A 14,103-nucleotide genomic window follows, 5' to 3' on the forward strand; every position below is an offset into this window, starting at 1 on the left:
CGGGGCTTCAGCCTGCGCTGGCCGGCACCTCGTCGGCCTCGTCGCTGCTGGTGCGCACCAGCCGGTAGCCGTGCTGGTAGATGCCCTCCAGCCGCCATTCGCTGTCGCCCTGCAGGCCAAGGCGCTTGCGCAGCCGGCTGACGTAGGTATCGACGCTGCGGGTGGCCACGTTCGGTCCCACCCGCCATACCTGCGAGAGCAGGGTCTCGCGGCTCACCACCTTGCCGCGGCGCTGGAACAGGAAGACCAGCAGGTCGAATTCGCGGTCGGTGAGTTCCACCGGCTCGCCATGCAGGGTGAGGCGGCGGCGCTCGAGGTCGAAGCCGAAGGGTTCGACCCCGTCGATCATGTGCATCTGGCTCGGCGGCGCGGCCCGGCGCAGGGCGGCATTGATGCGCGCCACCAGTTCGGCGGCCCTGGCCGGCTTGACGATGTAGTCGTCGGCCCCGGCCTGCAGCCCGGTGACGATGTCCTCCTCCTGGTCGTTGCCGGTGAGGAAGATCACCGGCAGCGTGGCATTCGACTGCCGCAGTTCCTTCAACAGTTCCAGCCCGGAAACGCCGGGCAGGTTCCAGTCGAGCAGGAGCAGGTCGATCGACTCCGGCCCCATGCGCCGGCGGAAATCCAGCTCGGTGGCGTAGTGGAGGCAATCCATGCCCGCGTTCTGGATCATCGTGGCGATGATCTTCGCCTGGGTGGGATCGTCCTCGACGAGTCCGATTTGGAGTGTGCGCGACATGGTCCCCTTGAGGTGGCCGGAAGAGGGCTCCGGCCCGCAACATGTTTGACAACTGTGAATTGTGTCAAGCATGGCGGCGCAGGGAAAGCCACGGCCCGGGGCGGCCCGTGAAGACCGGCTCGCCCTTCCCCGGCGGCCGGGGGCGATAATGCCCCCCTTTCTGCTACCCACTGCCAGCCCGCCGATGCCGACCCCCGCCCCGCGCTACCCCGCGCAAGCCCGCTATGCCGCCGAGCTCGCCGAGATCCAGTCCGCCGGCCTGTTCAAGGCCGAGCGCATCATCACGAGCCCGCAGTCGGCCGAGATCCGGCTGGCCGACGGGCGCACGGTGCTGAACTTCTGCGCCAACAACTACCTCGGCCTTGCCGACCACCCGGACATCATCGCCGCCGCCAAGGCCGCGCTCGATACCCATGGCTTCGGCATGGCCTCGGTGCGCTTCATCTGCGGCACCCAGGACCTGCACAAGGCCCTGGAGGCGAAGATCGCCCGCTTCTTCGGCACCGAGGACACCATCCTCTACGCCGCCTGCTTCGACGCCAACGGCGGCCTGTTCGAACCGCTGCTGGGCGAACAAGACGCCATCGTCTCGGACAGCCTCAACCACGCCTCGATCATCGACGGTGTGCGCCTGTGCAAGGCCAAGCGCTACCGCTACGCCAACTGCGACATGGCCGACCTCGAGAAGCAGCTGCAGCAGGCCCGCGCCGATGGCGTGCGCGACATCCTGATCACCACCGATGGCGTGTTCTCGATGGACGGCTTCATCGCCCCGCTCGACGAGATCACCACGCTGGCGGCGAAGTACGGGGCGATGGTGCACATCGACGAGTGCCACGCGACCGGCTTCCTTGGGCGCTCAGGCCGCGGCAGCGCCGAGGTGAAGGGCGTGATGGACCGGATCGACATTTTCACCGGCACCCTGGGCAAGGCCATGGGCGGCGCCCTGGGCGGCTTCACCACCGGCCGCAGGGAAGTGATCGAGCTGCTGCGCCAGCGATCGCGGCCTTATCTGTTCAGCAACTCGCTGCCGCCGCACGTGGTGGCCGCGGGCCTCAAGGCCTTCGACATGCTGGACGCCGCTGGCGAGCTGCGCGAGCGCCTCGCCGCCAACACCGCCTATTTCCGCGAACGCATGACCGCCGCCGGCTTCGAGCTCAAGCCGGGTCAGCATCCGATCTGCCCGGTGATGCTCTACGACGCCCCGCTGGCGCAACGCTTCGCCGAGCGCCTGCTGGAGGAAGGCATCTACGCCATCGGCTTCTTCTTCCCGGTGGTGCCCAAGGGCCAGGCCCGCATCCGCACCCAGATGAGCGCCGCGCATACCCGCGAGCACCTCGACCGCGCCATCGCCGCCTTCACCAAGGTCGGCCGCGAGCTCGGCGTCATCCAGGCCTGAGACCGGGCATCGCGCCCGGCTCAGCCGCGCAGCGCCGCCACCTCGCGGGCCTCGAGGTGGCGCCACGCCCCCTTCGGCAAGGTGCCGAGCACGAGCCCGCCGATCGCCACCCGCACGAGGCGGCGCACCGGAAAGCCCGCCGCCGCGGCAAGGCGGCGGATCTGCCGGTTGCGCCCCTCGTCCAGCACCACCTCCAGCCAGGCCGTCCTGCCGCCACTGCGCAACAGGCGCACCGCCTTGGCCGAGAGCCGCTCGCCACGGTCCTCGATACCGTCCTGCATGGCGGCCAGCACGGCCTCGTCCGGCACGCCCTCCACCTGCACGTGGTAGGTCTTGTCCGGCCCGCGGCGAGGATCGGTGATGGCCGCCGCCCAGCCGGGGTCATTGGTGAACAGCAGCAGGCCTTCGCTGGCCTGGTCGAGGCGCCCCACCGGGGCCACCCAGGGCAGGCCGGCGCCCTCGAGGCAGCGGTACACCGTCTCCCGCCCCTGCTCGTCGTCGGCCGTGGTGACGAGGCCACGCGGCTTGTTGAGTGCAAGGTAGACCCGCTCGACCGCGGCCAGCGGCCGGCCATCCACAGCCACGGCGTCCAGACCGGCACGCACCGGATGCTCCGGGTCGCGCACCACCCGCCCGTTCACGCTCACCCGGCCCGCACGCACCCAGGCGGCGGCCACCGTCCGGGAGGCCAGCCCCGCCTTCGAGAGCACCCGCGCTAGGCCATGGCGGGGCGGCAGCGGGGAAAAGGCACGGGCAGGCATGCCGGCATGATCCGAAAACCCCCGCGGCTTGGCTACGCTGTGGCACCTCCACCCACCCGAGGCCTGCCATGTCGGAACACACCGCCACCCTTGCCTGGAGCCGCGGCGATGCCGCGTTCACCTACGAAACCTATTCCCGCGACCACCGCCTGGTGTTCGAGAACGGCCTGGAGACCCTGGCCTCCTCGGCCCCGGCCTACGCCGGCAACCCCAAGGCCCTGAATCCGGAAACCCTGCTGGTCGGGGCACTGGCCTCCTGCCACATGCTCACCTTCCTCGCCGTGTGCGCGAAGCGCGGCTACGTGGTCGACCGCTACGAGGACAGCGCGAGCGGCCGGCTGGACAAGAACGCCGAGGAGCGGATGGCCATCACCCACATCACCCTGCGGCCGAAGGTGGCCTTCTCCGGCGAAAAGCAGCCCACGGCCGAGGAACTGGAACGGCTGCACGAGCGGGCGCATGCCAACTGTTTCATCGCCAACTCCGTGCGCGCCGAAGTCGAGGTGCTGCCCGGCTGAGCCGGGCCGCCCGGTTCACCGGCTTCTCACCGCCGCCCCGCGTAGAGTCGCGCCATGCAAGCCGCTCCCCCTCCCCCCTCGCTCTGGCGCCGGGCCGCCGTCGCCGTGGTCCGCTGGTTCGACACTGCCGCCGACGATCCCCTCGACGCTGCCGAGGCCGCGCGCATCGACTGGCTGCGTGTGCTGCCCTTCATCGGCCTGCACCTTGCCTGCCTCGGCGTGCTCTGGGTGGGGGTGAGCCCCTTCGCGGTGGGCGTGGCCATCGCTCTTTACGTGGTGCGGATGTTCGCCATCACCGGTTTCTACCACCGCTATTTCTCGCACAAGGCCTTCCGCACCTCGCGTCCGGTGCAGTTCCTGTTCGGCGTGCTCGGCGCCAGCAGCGTGCAGCGCGGGCCGCTGTGGTGGGCGGCGCACCACCGCCAGCACCACCGCGCCAGCGACACCGAGGCCGACCCGCATTCGCCGCGGCACAAGGGCTTCTGGTACAGCCACATGGGCTGGTTCCTCACCCGCGGCGCCTTCCGCACCAACCTCGAGGCGGTGAAGGACCTGGCGAAGTTCCCCGAGCTGCGCCTGCTCGACCGCTTCGACATTCTCGTGCCGGTGCTGCTGGCCTGCGGACTGTTCCTGCTCGGCGAGTGGCTGGAGACCGCAGCGCCCGGGCTCGGCACCAACGGCCCGCAACTCCTGGTCTGGGGCTTCTTCATCTCCACCGTGGTGCTGTTCCACGTCACCGTCACCATCAATTCCTTCGCCCACCGCTTCGGCCGCCGCCGCTTCCCCACCCGCGACGACTCGCGCAACAACTGGTTCCTCGCCCTGCTCACCTTCGGCGAGGGCTGGCACAACAACCACCACCACTACCCGGGCTCGGCGCGGCAGGGCTTCCGCTGGTGGGAATACGACTTCACCTACTACGGCTTGAAGCTGATGAGCTGGTGCCGCCTGGTCTGGGACCTCAAGCCGGTGCCCGAAGCCTTCCGCAAGCCGCGCCCGGAGGCCGCGTGAGGGTCGCCGTCGTCGGCAGCGGCATCGCCGGGCTTTCCGCCGCCTGGCTGCTCTCCCGCCAGCACGAGGTAGTGCTGTTCGAGGCCGAGGCGCGGCTGGGCGGCCATACCCACACGCACGAGGTAGAGCAGGCCGGCGTGCGCTACCGCGTGGATACCGGCTTCATCGTCCACAACCCGCACAACTACCCGCTGCTCACACGGCTGTTCGACGAACTCGGCGTGGCCTCGCAGGACACCACCATGAGCTTCGGCGTGCAGGTGGAAGCGACCGGCCTCGAATACAACGCCACCCGCCTCGATACCCTGTTCTGCCAGCGCCGCAACCTGTTCTTGCCGCGCTTCCTCGGCATGGTGCGCGACATCCTGCGCTTCTACCGCGAGGCCGGCGCCCTGCTGCGCGAGCCCGGCCCCGGCCCCTCGCTCGGCGAGTACCTGGAACAGAACCGCTACTCCGCCCTGTTCCGCGAGGCCCACCTGGTCCCGATGGCCTCGGCCCTGTGGTCCTCGCCCTCGGCGAAGATCCTCGAGTTCCCGGCGAAATACCTCGTGCGCTTCATGGACCACCACCGCATGCTGCAGGTGGAGGGCCGGCCGCAGTGGAAGGTGGTGAAGGGCGGCTCCTCAACCTATGTCGAGGCGATGAAGGCGCGCTGGACGGTCGAGACGCGGCTGGCCTGCCCGGTGCAGCGCGTCACCCGCGACGAAGAGGGCGTGCGGGTGAAGCACGTGGCCGGCGAGGACCGCTTCGATGCCATCGTCATCGCTACCCACAGCGACCAGGCGCTGGCCCTGCTGGGCGATGCCGATGCCCTCGAGCGTGAGGTGCTGGGCGCCATTCCCTACCAGCGCAACGAGGTGGTGCTGCATACCGACCGCCGAATGCTGCCGCGCCACCGCAAGGCCTGGGCGGCCTGGAACGCCTTCGTGCCGGCCGCCCCCGGGGCGGAATGCAGCGTGAGCTACTGCATGAACCTGCTGCAGGGCCTCGATTCGCCCGAGCCCTTCGTGGTCACGCTGAACCGCTCGGCGGCCATCGATCCTTCCCGGGTGCTGGCGCGCATGGTCTACCACCACCCGGTCTACACCCACGCCAGCGTCGCGGCCCAGGCCCGGGTGGGCGAGCTCAACGGCCGCCGCCACACCTGGTTCGCCGGAGCCTGGCAGGGCTTCGGCTTCCACGAGGACGGCATGCGCGCCGGCGTGGCGGCCGCCACCGGCCTCGGGGTGGTCTGGTGAGCCCTGGCGACGAACGCCGGGCGCCCGTGGGCGAAGCCCTGCGGAGCGCCGTCTACGAAGGCTGGGTGCGGCACCGGCGCTTCTCGCCAGCCATGCACCAGTTCCGCTACCGGCTCTTCCAGCCCTTCCTCGATCTTTCCGAACTGGACCGGGTATTCCAGGGGCGCTGGCTGTGGTCGGTGGGCCGCCGCAACCTCGCCGAGTTCCGCCGCAGCGACTACTTCGGCGATCCTGCCCTGCCCCTCGAGTCCGCCGTGCGCCGGCGCGTGGAAGCGGAACTGGGCCGCCCGGCGCCGGGGCCGGTCCGCCTGCTCACCCACCTGCGCTACTTCGGCTACGTGCAGAACCCGGTGAGCTTCTACTACGGCTACCGCGAGGACGGCGAAACCCTCGACTGGGTGCTGGCCGAGATCACCAACACGCCCTGGGGCCAGCACCATGCCTACCTGCTGCCGGTGGAGCGGGCCGAGGCACGCGGCCGCAGCCTGCACTTCGGCTTCGACAAGACCTTCCACGTGTCCCCCTTCCTGCCCATGGACCGGCGCTACCACTGGGTGTTCACCCCGCCCGGGGCAGACCTGCACGTGCACATGGAGGTGCTCGCCGGCGAGGCGCGCGAGTTCGACGCCACGCTCACGCTGGAGCGCCGTCCGCTGCAGGGCAACACGCTGGCTTCATGCCTCGCCCGGTATCCCTTCATGACCGCCAAGGTCCTCGCCGGCATCTACTGGCAGGCGCTCCGTCTCACCCTCAAGCGCGTGCCTTTCCACCCCCACCCCGACCCTGCCGCCCGCCTCTGAGCCCATGAGCCTGCCCGCCGACGCCATGCCGACCGACACCGCCCCCGTGTCCGCCAGCCAGCGCTGGCTGCGCGCCCGCCTGCTCGAGCGCCTGGCGCCGATCCGCCACGGCCAGCTGGTCATCGAGGACGCGCTGGGCACGGTGCGCCTCGGCGAGGCCGAGCCGGCCGCCGGAGCCCCGGTGGCCCGCCTGCAGGTGCAGGACCTCGAGACCTATGCCCGCATTGCCACCGGCGGCTCGGTGGGTGCCGCCGAGGCCTACATGGACGGGCTCTGGCGCTGCGCCGAGCTCGTCGACCTGGTGCGCCTGCTGGTGCTCAACCGCGACCTTCTGGACGCCATGGAGGGCGGCACCGCCCGCCTCGGCGGCTGGCTGATGAAGGGCCTGCACGCCCTGCGCCGCAATACCCGGGCCGGGGCGCGGAAGAACATCGCCGCCCACTACGACCTCGGCAACGCGCTGTTCCGGCTCTTCCTCTGCGAGGAGCTGATGTACTCCTCGGCGATCTTCGCCTCCCCCGACGAATCCCTCGAAATCGCCTCGCGGCGCAAGCTCGAGCGCATCGGCCGCAAGCTCGACCTCAAGCCTACCGACCACCTGGTCGAGATCGGCACCGGCTGGGGCGGCATGGCCCTGTATGCCGCGCGCCGCTTCGGCTGCCGGGTCACCACCACCACCATCTCGAAGGAACAGCACGCACTCGCTACCGAGCGGGTGGCGCGGGCCGGGCTCTCCGACCGCGTGACCGTGCTGCTCGAGGACTACCGCGATCTTTCCGGCACCTACGACAAACTGGTGTCGATCGAGATGATCGAGGCCATCGGCCACCAGTACCTCGATACCTACATGGCGAAGTGCGCCTCGCTGCTGAAGCCGGACGGCCTCGCCCTCGTCCAGGCCATCACCATCGAGGACCACCGTTACCCGCAGGCCATGCGCTCGGTGGACTTCATCAAGCGCCACATCTTCCCGGGTAGCTTCATCCCCTCGATCAGCGCCATCACTGGCGCCATGGCGCGCAGCACCGACCTGCGCCTCCTCTCGCAGGAGGATTTCGGGCCGAGCTACGCCCTCACCCTGCGCCACTGGCGCGAGCGTTTCCTCACCCGCCTGCCCGAGGTGCGCGCCCTCGGCTACGACGAGCGCTTCATCCGCATGTGGGAGTTCTATCTCGCCTACTGCGAAGGCGGTTTCCTCGAGCGCTCGATCGGCGTCTCGCAGTTGCTCTTCGCCCGGCCGCTGAACCGCCGCGCCCCCTGGCTCCCCGCCCCCGAGGCCACCTGATGGCCCTCGGGTTCCGCATCGCCAACCTGCTCGGCTTCCAGGCAGTCTGGTTCGCCAGCGTGTTCGGTGCCGGCAGCGGCCGGCCCTGGCTCGGACCGCTCGTCGCATCCGTCTTCGTGGCGGCGCACCTCGCCGCCAGCCCCGACCGCCGCGGCGATCTGCGCCTGCTGGCGCTGGCCCTCGCCCTGGGAGCGGTAGTCGATTCCCTGTTCGCCGCCAGCGGCCTTCTGCGCTACGCCGGGGCCTGGCCCTCCGATGCCCTGGCCCCGGGCTGGATCCTTGCCATGTGGGCCGGTTTCGCCCTCACCCTGCACCATTCCATGGCCTTCCTGCGCGGCCGCCCCGCCGCCGCGGCCGCCTTCGGTCTCGTCGGCGGCCCCCTGGCGTACTGGGCCGCCCAGCGCGGCTTCGGCGCCGTGGCCTTCGAGGCCGGCACCGCCCCGGCGCTGGCCCTCGTCGGCCTTGGCTGGGCTCTGGCCCTGCCCCTGCTCTACGCCACCGGTGCCCGCACTCCGCCCCCCCGGACCCGTGAGGCCACGGCATGAGCCTCTGGAGCATCGTCCTGCTCTGCTGGCTCGGCGCCGCCGTCGGTATGACGGTGGTCTGGCAGGTCTCGATGCGCCTGCGCAACGTCGGCTACGTCGACGTGGCCTGGGCGGGCTTCATGGCACTCGCAGCCCTGTTCGCCGGCCTCGTGGGTGAAGGCAATGTGCTGCCACGCACTCTGGTGGCGCTGATGGGCGGCATCTGGGGCGCCCGCCTCTGCCTGCATCTGCTGCACCGGGTGCTGCGCGAACCCGAAGATGGCCGCTACCAGGCCATGCGCGCCGCCATCGGCGATTCCCCGGCCCGCTGGTTCCTGTTCTTCCAGGCCCAGGCCCTGGTGGTCGGCCTGTTCTCCATCCCCTTCGCTGCCGCAGCCAGCGCCAATGCCGACCTGTTCGAGCCGCTGATGCTCGCCGCCGTGCTGGTCTGGCTGCTGTCGATCGGCGGCGAGACCCTGGCCGACCGCCAGCTCGATGCCTTCCGCGCCAACCCGGCCAACCGTAGCCGCACCTGCCGGGTCGGGCTCTGGGCCTGGTCGCGCCATCCCAACTACTTCTTCGAATGGCTGCACTGGTTCGCCTACCCGCTGCTGGCCTGGTGCGGGCCGGCTTTCGGCTGGAGCCTCATCGGCCCAGTGCTGATGCTGGCCTTCCTCTGGCGCGTCAGCGGCATCCCCTGGACCGAGGCCCAGGCGCTGCGCTCGCGCGGCGAGGACTACCGGCGCTACCAGCGCGAGGTCAGCGCCTTCTTCCCCTGGCCCCCCAAGACCCCGACCCCGGACTGACTCCCGAATGGCGTTGATCGACCTTTGCGAACGCGGCCTCGTGCCCGACGTCCTCACCCGGCTCGGCATCCGCCGCCTGTGCCGCCAGCGCCTCCGCGACGAACACGCCCACGACCTCGAGCGCGCCGATGCCCGCTTCCGCACCCTGCTCTCGGAGCTGCGCGGCAGCCCGATCGCCATCGAGGTGGCCGCCGCGAACGAGCAGCACTACGAGGTGCCGACGCGCTTCTTCGAGCTGTGCCTCGGCCGACGGCTGAAGTACTCGGCCTGCTACTACCCTGAGGGCAACGAGAGCCTCGACGAGGCTGAGGAGAAGATGCTCGCTCTGTACGGCGAGCGCGCCGAGCTGAAGGACGGCCAGCGCATCCTCGAGCTGGGCTGCGGCTGGGGCTCGCTCACCCTGTGGATGGCCGAGCGCTTCCCGAACGCGCGGATCACCGGTGTATCGAACTCACGCACCCAGCGCGAGCACATCCTTGCCCAGGCCACAGCGCGCGGCCTCGCCAACGTCGAGATCCTCACCACCGACGTGAACCGGCTCGACCTGGCCGCCGACACCTTCGACCGCTGCGTGTCGATCGAGATGTTCGAGCACATGCGCAACTACGAGGTGCTGCTCGGCAACATCGCCCGCTGGCTGAAGCCCGGCGGCAAGCTCTTCGTGCACATCTTCTGCCACCGCAGCCTGATGTACCCCTTCGAGACCGAGGGCGAGGACAACTGGATGGGCCGCTATTTCTTCACCGGCGGCCTGATGCCCTCGGCGGATACCCTGCTGCACTTCCAGAACGCCCTGCGCATCGAGCAGCGCTGGCTGCTCTCGGGCGTGCACTACCAGAAGACCGCCGACCACTGGCTGGCGAACCAGGACCTGCACGGCGAGGAAGTGCTGCGGGTGCTGGGCGAGGCCTATGGCGCGAAGGACGCCGCGCGCTGGGCGCAGCGCTGGCGCATGTTCTGGATGGCCTGCGCCGAGCTGTTCGGCTACGCCGGCGGCAGCGAGTGGGGCGTGGCCCACTACCGCTTCGTGCGGCGCTGAGGCCGCATTAGCAGGTGAGGGTAGCGCTCGGCTGGCAGGCCGCCGGCGCCGGGGCGCTGCCCGCCGCAGGCTGGGACGGCGCCGCGGCAGATTCTGCCGGGGCCGGGGTGGCCGGCTTGCCAGTGGCCACGCGAATGCCTCGGGCCTTCATCCAGGCATCGAACTCATCCGCCGTCATGCGGCGGCCGTTCTGCGTCATGTCGAAGCGGTAGGGGCTGTTGTCGTGCGCCGTGCGCGGCACGTAGCCCGCGGCGGGGCTGGCGGCGGCGGGCGCCGCGGCGGCCGGACGGCGGATGCGCTCGAGGAAGCCCTGCAGGGTGACTGGAGCAGCCGAGGCCGGCAGCGTCGGCACGGCGGCGAGTTCCGGGGCCGGAGCCGCCTGTGCCAGCGGGGCGAGGCCGAGGAGGAGGGAGGCGGAAAGCAGGACGGCGCGTCGGGCCACGGGCAGCACCCTTGGGATCAGGAACGTGGCGCCGAGCTTACGCAGCCACATCGCCGGCCACAAGGCGGCGCGGAAAAAAGAGAACGCCCCTTGCGGGGCGTTCTCGGTTGCCGTCAGGGCGAAACGTGTCAGTTCTGGACGTTCAGCTCGGTGCGGCGGTTCTTCTCGCTCTTGCAGGCCGGGAAGGTCTGCGGAGTGGGCTCGAGCGGACGGCTCTCGCCATAACCGATCGGACCCACGAGGCGCGAGGCGTCGATGCCGTTGCTGGTCATGTAGTTGTACACCGTGCGGGCACGGTTCTCCGACAGACGCTGGTTGTAGGCATCGTTACCGCAGAGGTCGGTGTGACCGGCCACTTCCACGCGGAGCTGCGGGTAGCGCTTCAGGATCTCGATGGCCTCGTTCAGCACCGCGACCGCATCCGGGCGCAGGGTGGCCTTGTCGAAGTCGAAGTTCACGCCGCGCAGGTCGATGGTCAGCGGCACCGGGCAGCCGTCCGGGCCCACGGCCGTGCCGGCCGGGGTGTTCGGGCAGCGGTCGACGCAGTTGTTCACGCCATCGCCGTCATCGTCCAGGTCCTCGCAGCGCGGGGCGGCCGGCGCGGGAGCCGGGGCCGGCGGCGCCGGCGGGGCGGCCTTGGCGCCCAGCGGGATCAGGATCGAGGTCTTGATGTAGGCATCATTGAAGTAGTCGCTGCTCGGCGAGACGCGCGACTGGTCGTCCATCGCCGTGCGGATGCCCGCCTCCAGGCGCATGCTGAAGTTCGAGTAGTCGGCCTGCAGACCGCCGCCGAGGTCGATGGCGAGATTGTTGTCCTTGCGCTGGCCGGGCGAGTTCGGGTTCGGGAAGGCGTTGAACTCCTCCTCGGCGCGCTGCATGCCGACGCCACCCTTCAGGTAGGGCCACCAAGTCTCGCCACCATCACGGAAGTGGTAGCGCAGGTCGGCGGCGAAGCCCCACTGGCTGAAGTTGAGGTCGCGGTTGGCGTCGAAGGCCGGGTTGGTCGAATAGACGCCAAAGTCCAGCGACCAGCGCTGGTCGAAGAACCGACCGACGCCAAAGCCGTACTCGCCCTTGTTCACGGTGGCGCGGTCATTGTCCTGCAGGTTCACGCCCACGGTACCCGACAGGTACCAGCGGTCATCGAACTCCTGCGCCATCGCCACATTCGCGAGCGCGGCGGCCGAAATGGCCACACACAGCAGATGCTTCTTCATGGAACGACTCCTCTTAGGGGGTATGGGCTGCCCTGCAGGCCTACCCCAATCCCGGGGGGCCTTGCCGGGGGGATGTTAACACCGCGCTAAGACGTGACAAGCGCCTCGAAGCTGAACGGCTCTCGCTGCCTTCACATCGCGGAATGGCCGTTCAGCCGCCGCCCCTCCGCTTGTGCGCCCGCGCCCGCGGCGGCATGCTGGGAGCTTCACCCTACGCCACCGTATTGACGATGACGGCCCGCTTCCCCCATCTCTTCCGCCCCCTCGACCTCGGCTTTTGCACCCTGCCCAACCGCGTGCTGATGGGCTCGATGCACACCGGCCTCGAGGACCGCTCGCGCGACTTCCCGAAACTGGCGGCCTACTTCGCGGAGCGCGCCCGCGGCGGCGTCGGCCTGATGGTGACGGGCGGCATCGCGCCCAATGTGGTGGGCTGGCTGAAACCCTTCTCCGGCAAGCTCTCCTGGCCCTGGGAAGTGCACAAGCACCGCATCGTCACCCAGGCCGTGCATGCCGAGGGCGGGAAGATCTGCCTGCAGATCCTGCATGCCGGCCGCTATGCCTACCACCCGCTCTCGGTCTCGGCCTCGGCCATCCAGGCGCCGATCAATCCCTTCAAGCCCCGCGCCCTCTCGGCCCGGGGGGTGGAGCGGCAGATCCGGGCCTTCGTCCGCACCGCCCGGCTGGCCCGCGAAGCCGGGTATGACGGCGTCGAGGTGATGGGCTCCGAGGGCTACCTCATCAACCAGTTCCTCTCCGCCCGCACCAACCAGCGCACGGATGAGTGGGGCGGCAGCCCGGAGAAGCGCATGCGCTTCGCGGTGGAGATCGTGCGCCGCATCCGCGAGGCGGTGGGCCCGGACTTCATCCTGATCTACCGGCTCTCGATGCTGGAACTGGTGGACGGCGGCGCGGCCTGGGACGAGATCGTGATGCAGGCCAAGGCCATCGAGGCTGCCGGCGCCACGATCATCAACACCGGCATCGGCTGGCACGAGGCGCGGGTGCCGACCATCGCCACCTCGGTGCCGCGCGCCGCCTTCGCGGGCGTCACCGCCAAGCTACGCCCGCACGTGAGGCTGCCGCTCGTCGCCACCAACCGCATCAACATGCCGGACGTGGCCGAGCGCATCCTCGCCGCGGGCGAGGTCGACCTCGTCTCCATGGCCCGCCCCCTGCTGGCCGACCCGGCCTGGGTGGCCAAGGCCCGCGAGGGCCGGGTGGACGAGATCAACACCTGCATCGCCTGCAACCAGGCCTGCCTCGACCATGTGTTCGAGAACAGGAAGGCGAGCTGCCTCGTGAACCCCCGGGCCTGCGCCGAGACCGAGCTGGTGATCCGCCCGGCCACGCAGAAGAAGCGGGTGGCCGTGGTCGGCGCCGGCCCGGCCGGGCTGGCGGCCGCCACCACTGCCGCCGAGCGCGGGCATGCGGTGACCCTGTTCGACGCCGCCCCGGAGATCGGCGGCCAGTTCAACCTGGCCAAGACCATCCCGGGCAAGGAGGAATTCCACGAGACCCTGCGCTACTTCCGCACCCTGCTGGCGAAACACGGCGTCGAACAGCGCCTTGGCACCCGGGTGGAGGCCGCCGACCTCGCCGGCTTCGACGAGGTGCTGCTGGCCACCGGCATCGTCCCGCGGCGGGTCGGTTTCCCCGGCCACGACCATCCCAAGGTGGTGGGCTATCTCGAGGTGCTCACCGGCCGGGTGCAGGTGGGCCGCAAGGTGGCCATCGTCGGCGCCGGCGGCATCGGCTTCGATGTGGCGGAATACCTCGTGCATGCCGGACCTTCGCCCAGCCTCGATCCGCAGGCCTGGATGGCGGAGTGGGGCGTGGACCCCGACTTCGAGCGCCCTGGCGGCCTTGCCAGGCCCCGCCCGGAGCAGGCGGCACGGGAGGTCTGGCTGCTGCAGCGCTCCCCCGGCCGCCCCGGCGCCCGGCTCGGCAAGACCACCGGCTGGATCCACCGGGCGGCACTGAAGATGAAGGGGGTGAAGGCCTTCGGCGGCGTGGAATACCTCAAGGTGGACGATGCCGGTTTCCATGTCCGGATCGAGGGCAGGGACACCCTGCTCCCGGTGGACCATGTGGTGATCTGTGCGGGCCAGGAACCGCAGCGGGAACTGGCCGACCCCCTGCGTGCGGCCGGGGTGCCGGTGCAGCTCATCGGCGGCGCCGACGTGGCGGCAGAGCTCGACGCCAAGCGGGCAATCGCCCAGGGCACCCGGGTGGCGGCGGCGCTCTAGAGCAAAAGCCCCAAGAAATTCAGTCACTTGGCATTTTCCCGTTCAGCCGGGGTTGGGAAAGCCCCGGGTACGGTT

The 14,103-nt window shown here is 70.2% G+C and carries 14 protein-coding genes; 10 read left to right on the plus strand and 4 right to left on the minus strand.

The features are described from left to right. Positions 1-7 precede the first annotated feature (7 nt). Positions 8-739 carry a response regulator transcription factor gene (locus G408_RS0112055; protein ID WP_028771294.1) on the minus strand — a complete coding sequence of 244 codons (732 nt, stop codon included), beginning with the start codon at positions 737-739 and terminating at the stop codon, positions 8-10. 184 nt (positions 740-923) lie between these two features. Here G408_RS0112055 and kbl point away from each other — a divergent pair, with 184 nt between their 5' ends. Continuing rightward, a complete protein-coding gene (kbl, locus tag G408_RS0112060; protein WP_028771295.1) occupies positions 924-2,138 on the plus strand; it encodes a glycine C-acetyltransferase in 1,215 nt (404 codons plus the stop codon). A gap of 20 nt (positions 2,139-2,158) precedes the next feature. Here the strand turns inward: kbl and G408_RS0112065 are convergent, their stop codons facing one another. Further along, positions 2,159-2,899: a pseudouridine synthase gene (locus G408_RS0112065; RefSeq protein WP_028771296.1), complete on the minus strand. Its 741-nt coding sequence runs from the start codon at positions 2,897-2,899 to the stop codon at positions 2,159-2,161. Positions 2,900-2,967: 68 nt separating this feature from the next. Here G408_RS0112065 and G408_RS0112070 point away from each other — a divergent pair, with 68 nt between their 5' ends. Genes G408_RS0112070 through G408_RS14605 form a run of 8 tightly spaced genes read left to right on the plus strand, consistent with a single transcriptional unit; the run spans position 2,968 to position 10,120 of the window. Then, on the plus strand, positions 2,968-3,417 hold the full coding sequence (locus G408_RS0112070; protein WP_028771297.1) for an OsmC family protein: 450 nt from the start codon (positions 2,968-2,970) through the stop codon (positions 3,415-3,417). A 54-nt stretch (positions 3,418-3,471) separates the two neighbouring features. Continuing rightward, entirely contained in the window at positions 3,472-4,428 is a 957-nt protein-coding gene (locus G408_RS0112075) for an acyl-CoA desaturase (protein WP_211226675.1), read from the plus strand. Then, a complete protein-coding gene (locus tag G408_RS0112080) occupies positions 4,425-5,666 on the plus strand; it encodes an NAD(P)/FAD-dependent oxidoreductase (protein WP_028771299.1) in 1,242 nt (413 codons plus the stop codon). Before G408_RS0112075 ends, G408_RS0112080 begins: the two co-directional genes overlap by 4 nt. Then, positions 5,663-6,466 carry a DUF1365 domain-containing protein gene (locus G408_RS0112085; protein ID WP_425423354.1) on the plus strand — a complete coding sequence of 268 codons (804 nt, stop codon included), beginning with the start codon at positions 5,663-5,665 and terminating at the stop codon, positions 6,464-6,466. The genes G408_RS0112080 and G408_RS0112085 overlap by 4 nt, the downstream gene beginning before the upstream one ends. A 4-nt stretch (positions 6,467-6,470) precedes the next feature. After that, positions 6,471-7,751, plus strand: a complete 1,281-nt coding sequence (locus G408_RS0112090; protein WP_037413108.1) for an SAM-dependent methyltransferase — start codon at positions 6,471-6,473, stop codon at positions 7,749-7,751. Further along, positions 7,751-8,296 (plus strand): DUF2878 domain-containing protein, encoded by a 546-nt coding sequence (locus G408_RS14600; RefSeq protein ID WP_037413110.1) that lies wholly within the window; start codon positions 7,751-7,753, stop codon positions 8,294-8,296. The genes G408_RS0112090 and G408_RS14600 overlap by 1 nt, the downstream gene beginning before the upstream one ends. Further along, the gene (locus tag G408_RS0112100; RefSeq protein WP_028771302.1) at positions 8,293-9,081 is read left to right on the plus strand and encodes a DUF1295 domain-containing protein; all 789 of its coding nucleotides are present in this window, start codon (positions 8,293-8,295) and stop codon (positions 9,079-9,081) included. The genes G408_RS14600 and G408_RS0112100 overlap by 4 nt, the downstream gene beginning before the upstream one ends. A 7-nt stretch (positions 9,082-9,088) precedes the next feature. After that, positions 9,089-10,120, plus strand: a complete 1,032-nt coding sequence (locus G408_RS14605) for an SAM-dependent methyltransferase (RefSeq protein WP_051282961.1) — start codon at positions 9,089-9,091, stop codon at positions 10,118-10,120. Positions 10,121-10,127: 7 nt separating this feature from the next. Here the strand turns inward: G408_RS14605 and G408_RS14610 are convergent, their stop codons facing one another. Together G408_RS14610 and G408_RS0112115 are read right to left on the minus strand one after the other, a co-directional pair. After that, positions 10,128-10,562 (minus strand): hypothetical protein, encoded by a 435-nt coding sequence (locus G408_RS14610; protein ID WP_156890145.1) that lies wholly within the window; start codon positions 10,560-10,562, stop codon positions 10,128-10,130. A 128-nt stretch (positions 10,563-10,690) separates the two neighbouring features. Further along, on the minus strand, positions 10,691-11,779 hold the full coding sequence (locus tag G408_RS0112115; protein ID WP_028771303.1) for an OmpA family protein: 1,089 nt from the start codon (positions 11,777-11,779) through the stop codon (positions 10,691-10,693). Positions 11,780-12,009: 230 nt separating this feature from the next. On the opposite strand from G408_RS0112115, the gene G408_RS0112120 reads away from it, so the two are divergent. Continuing rightward, complete coding sequence (locus G408_RS0112120) at positions 12,010-14,028, plus strand: NADPH-dependent 2,4-dienoyl-CoA reductase (protein WP_037413112.1); 2,019 nt, start codon at positions 12,010-12,012, stop codon at positions 14,026-14,028. Positions 14,029-14,103: the final 75 nt, after the last annotated feature.

Source organism: Silanimonas lenta DSM 16282 (genome assembly GCF_000429065.1).
GTDB lineage: Bacteria > Pseudomonadota > Gammaproteobacteria > Xanthomonadales > Xanthomonadaceae > Silanimonas > Silanimonas lenta.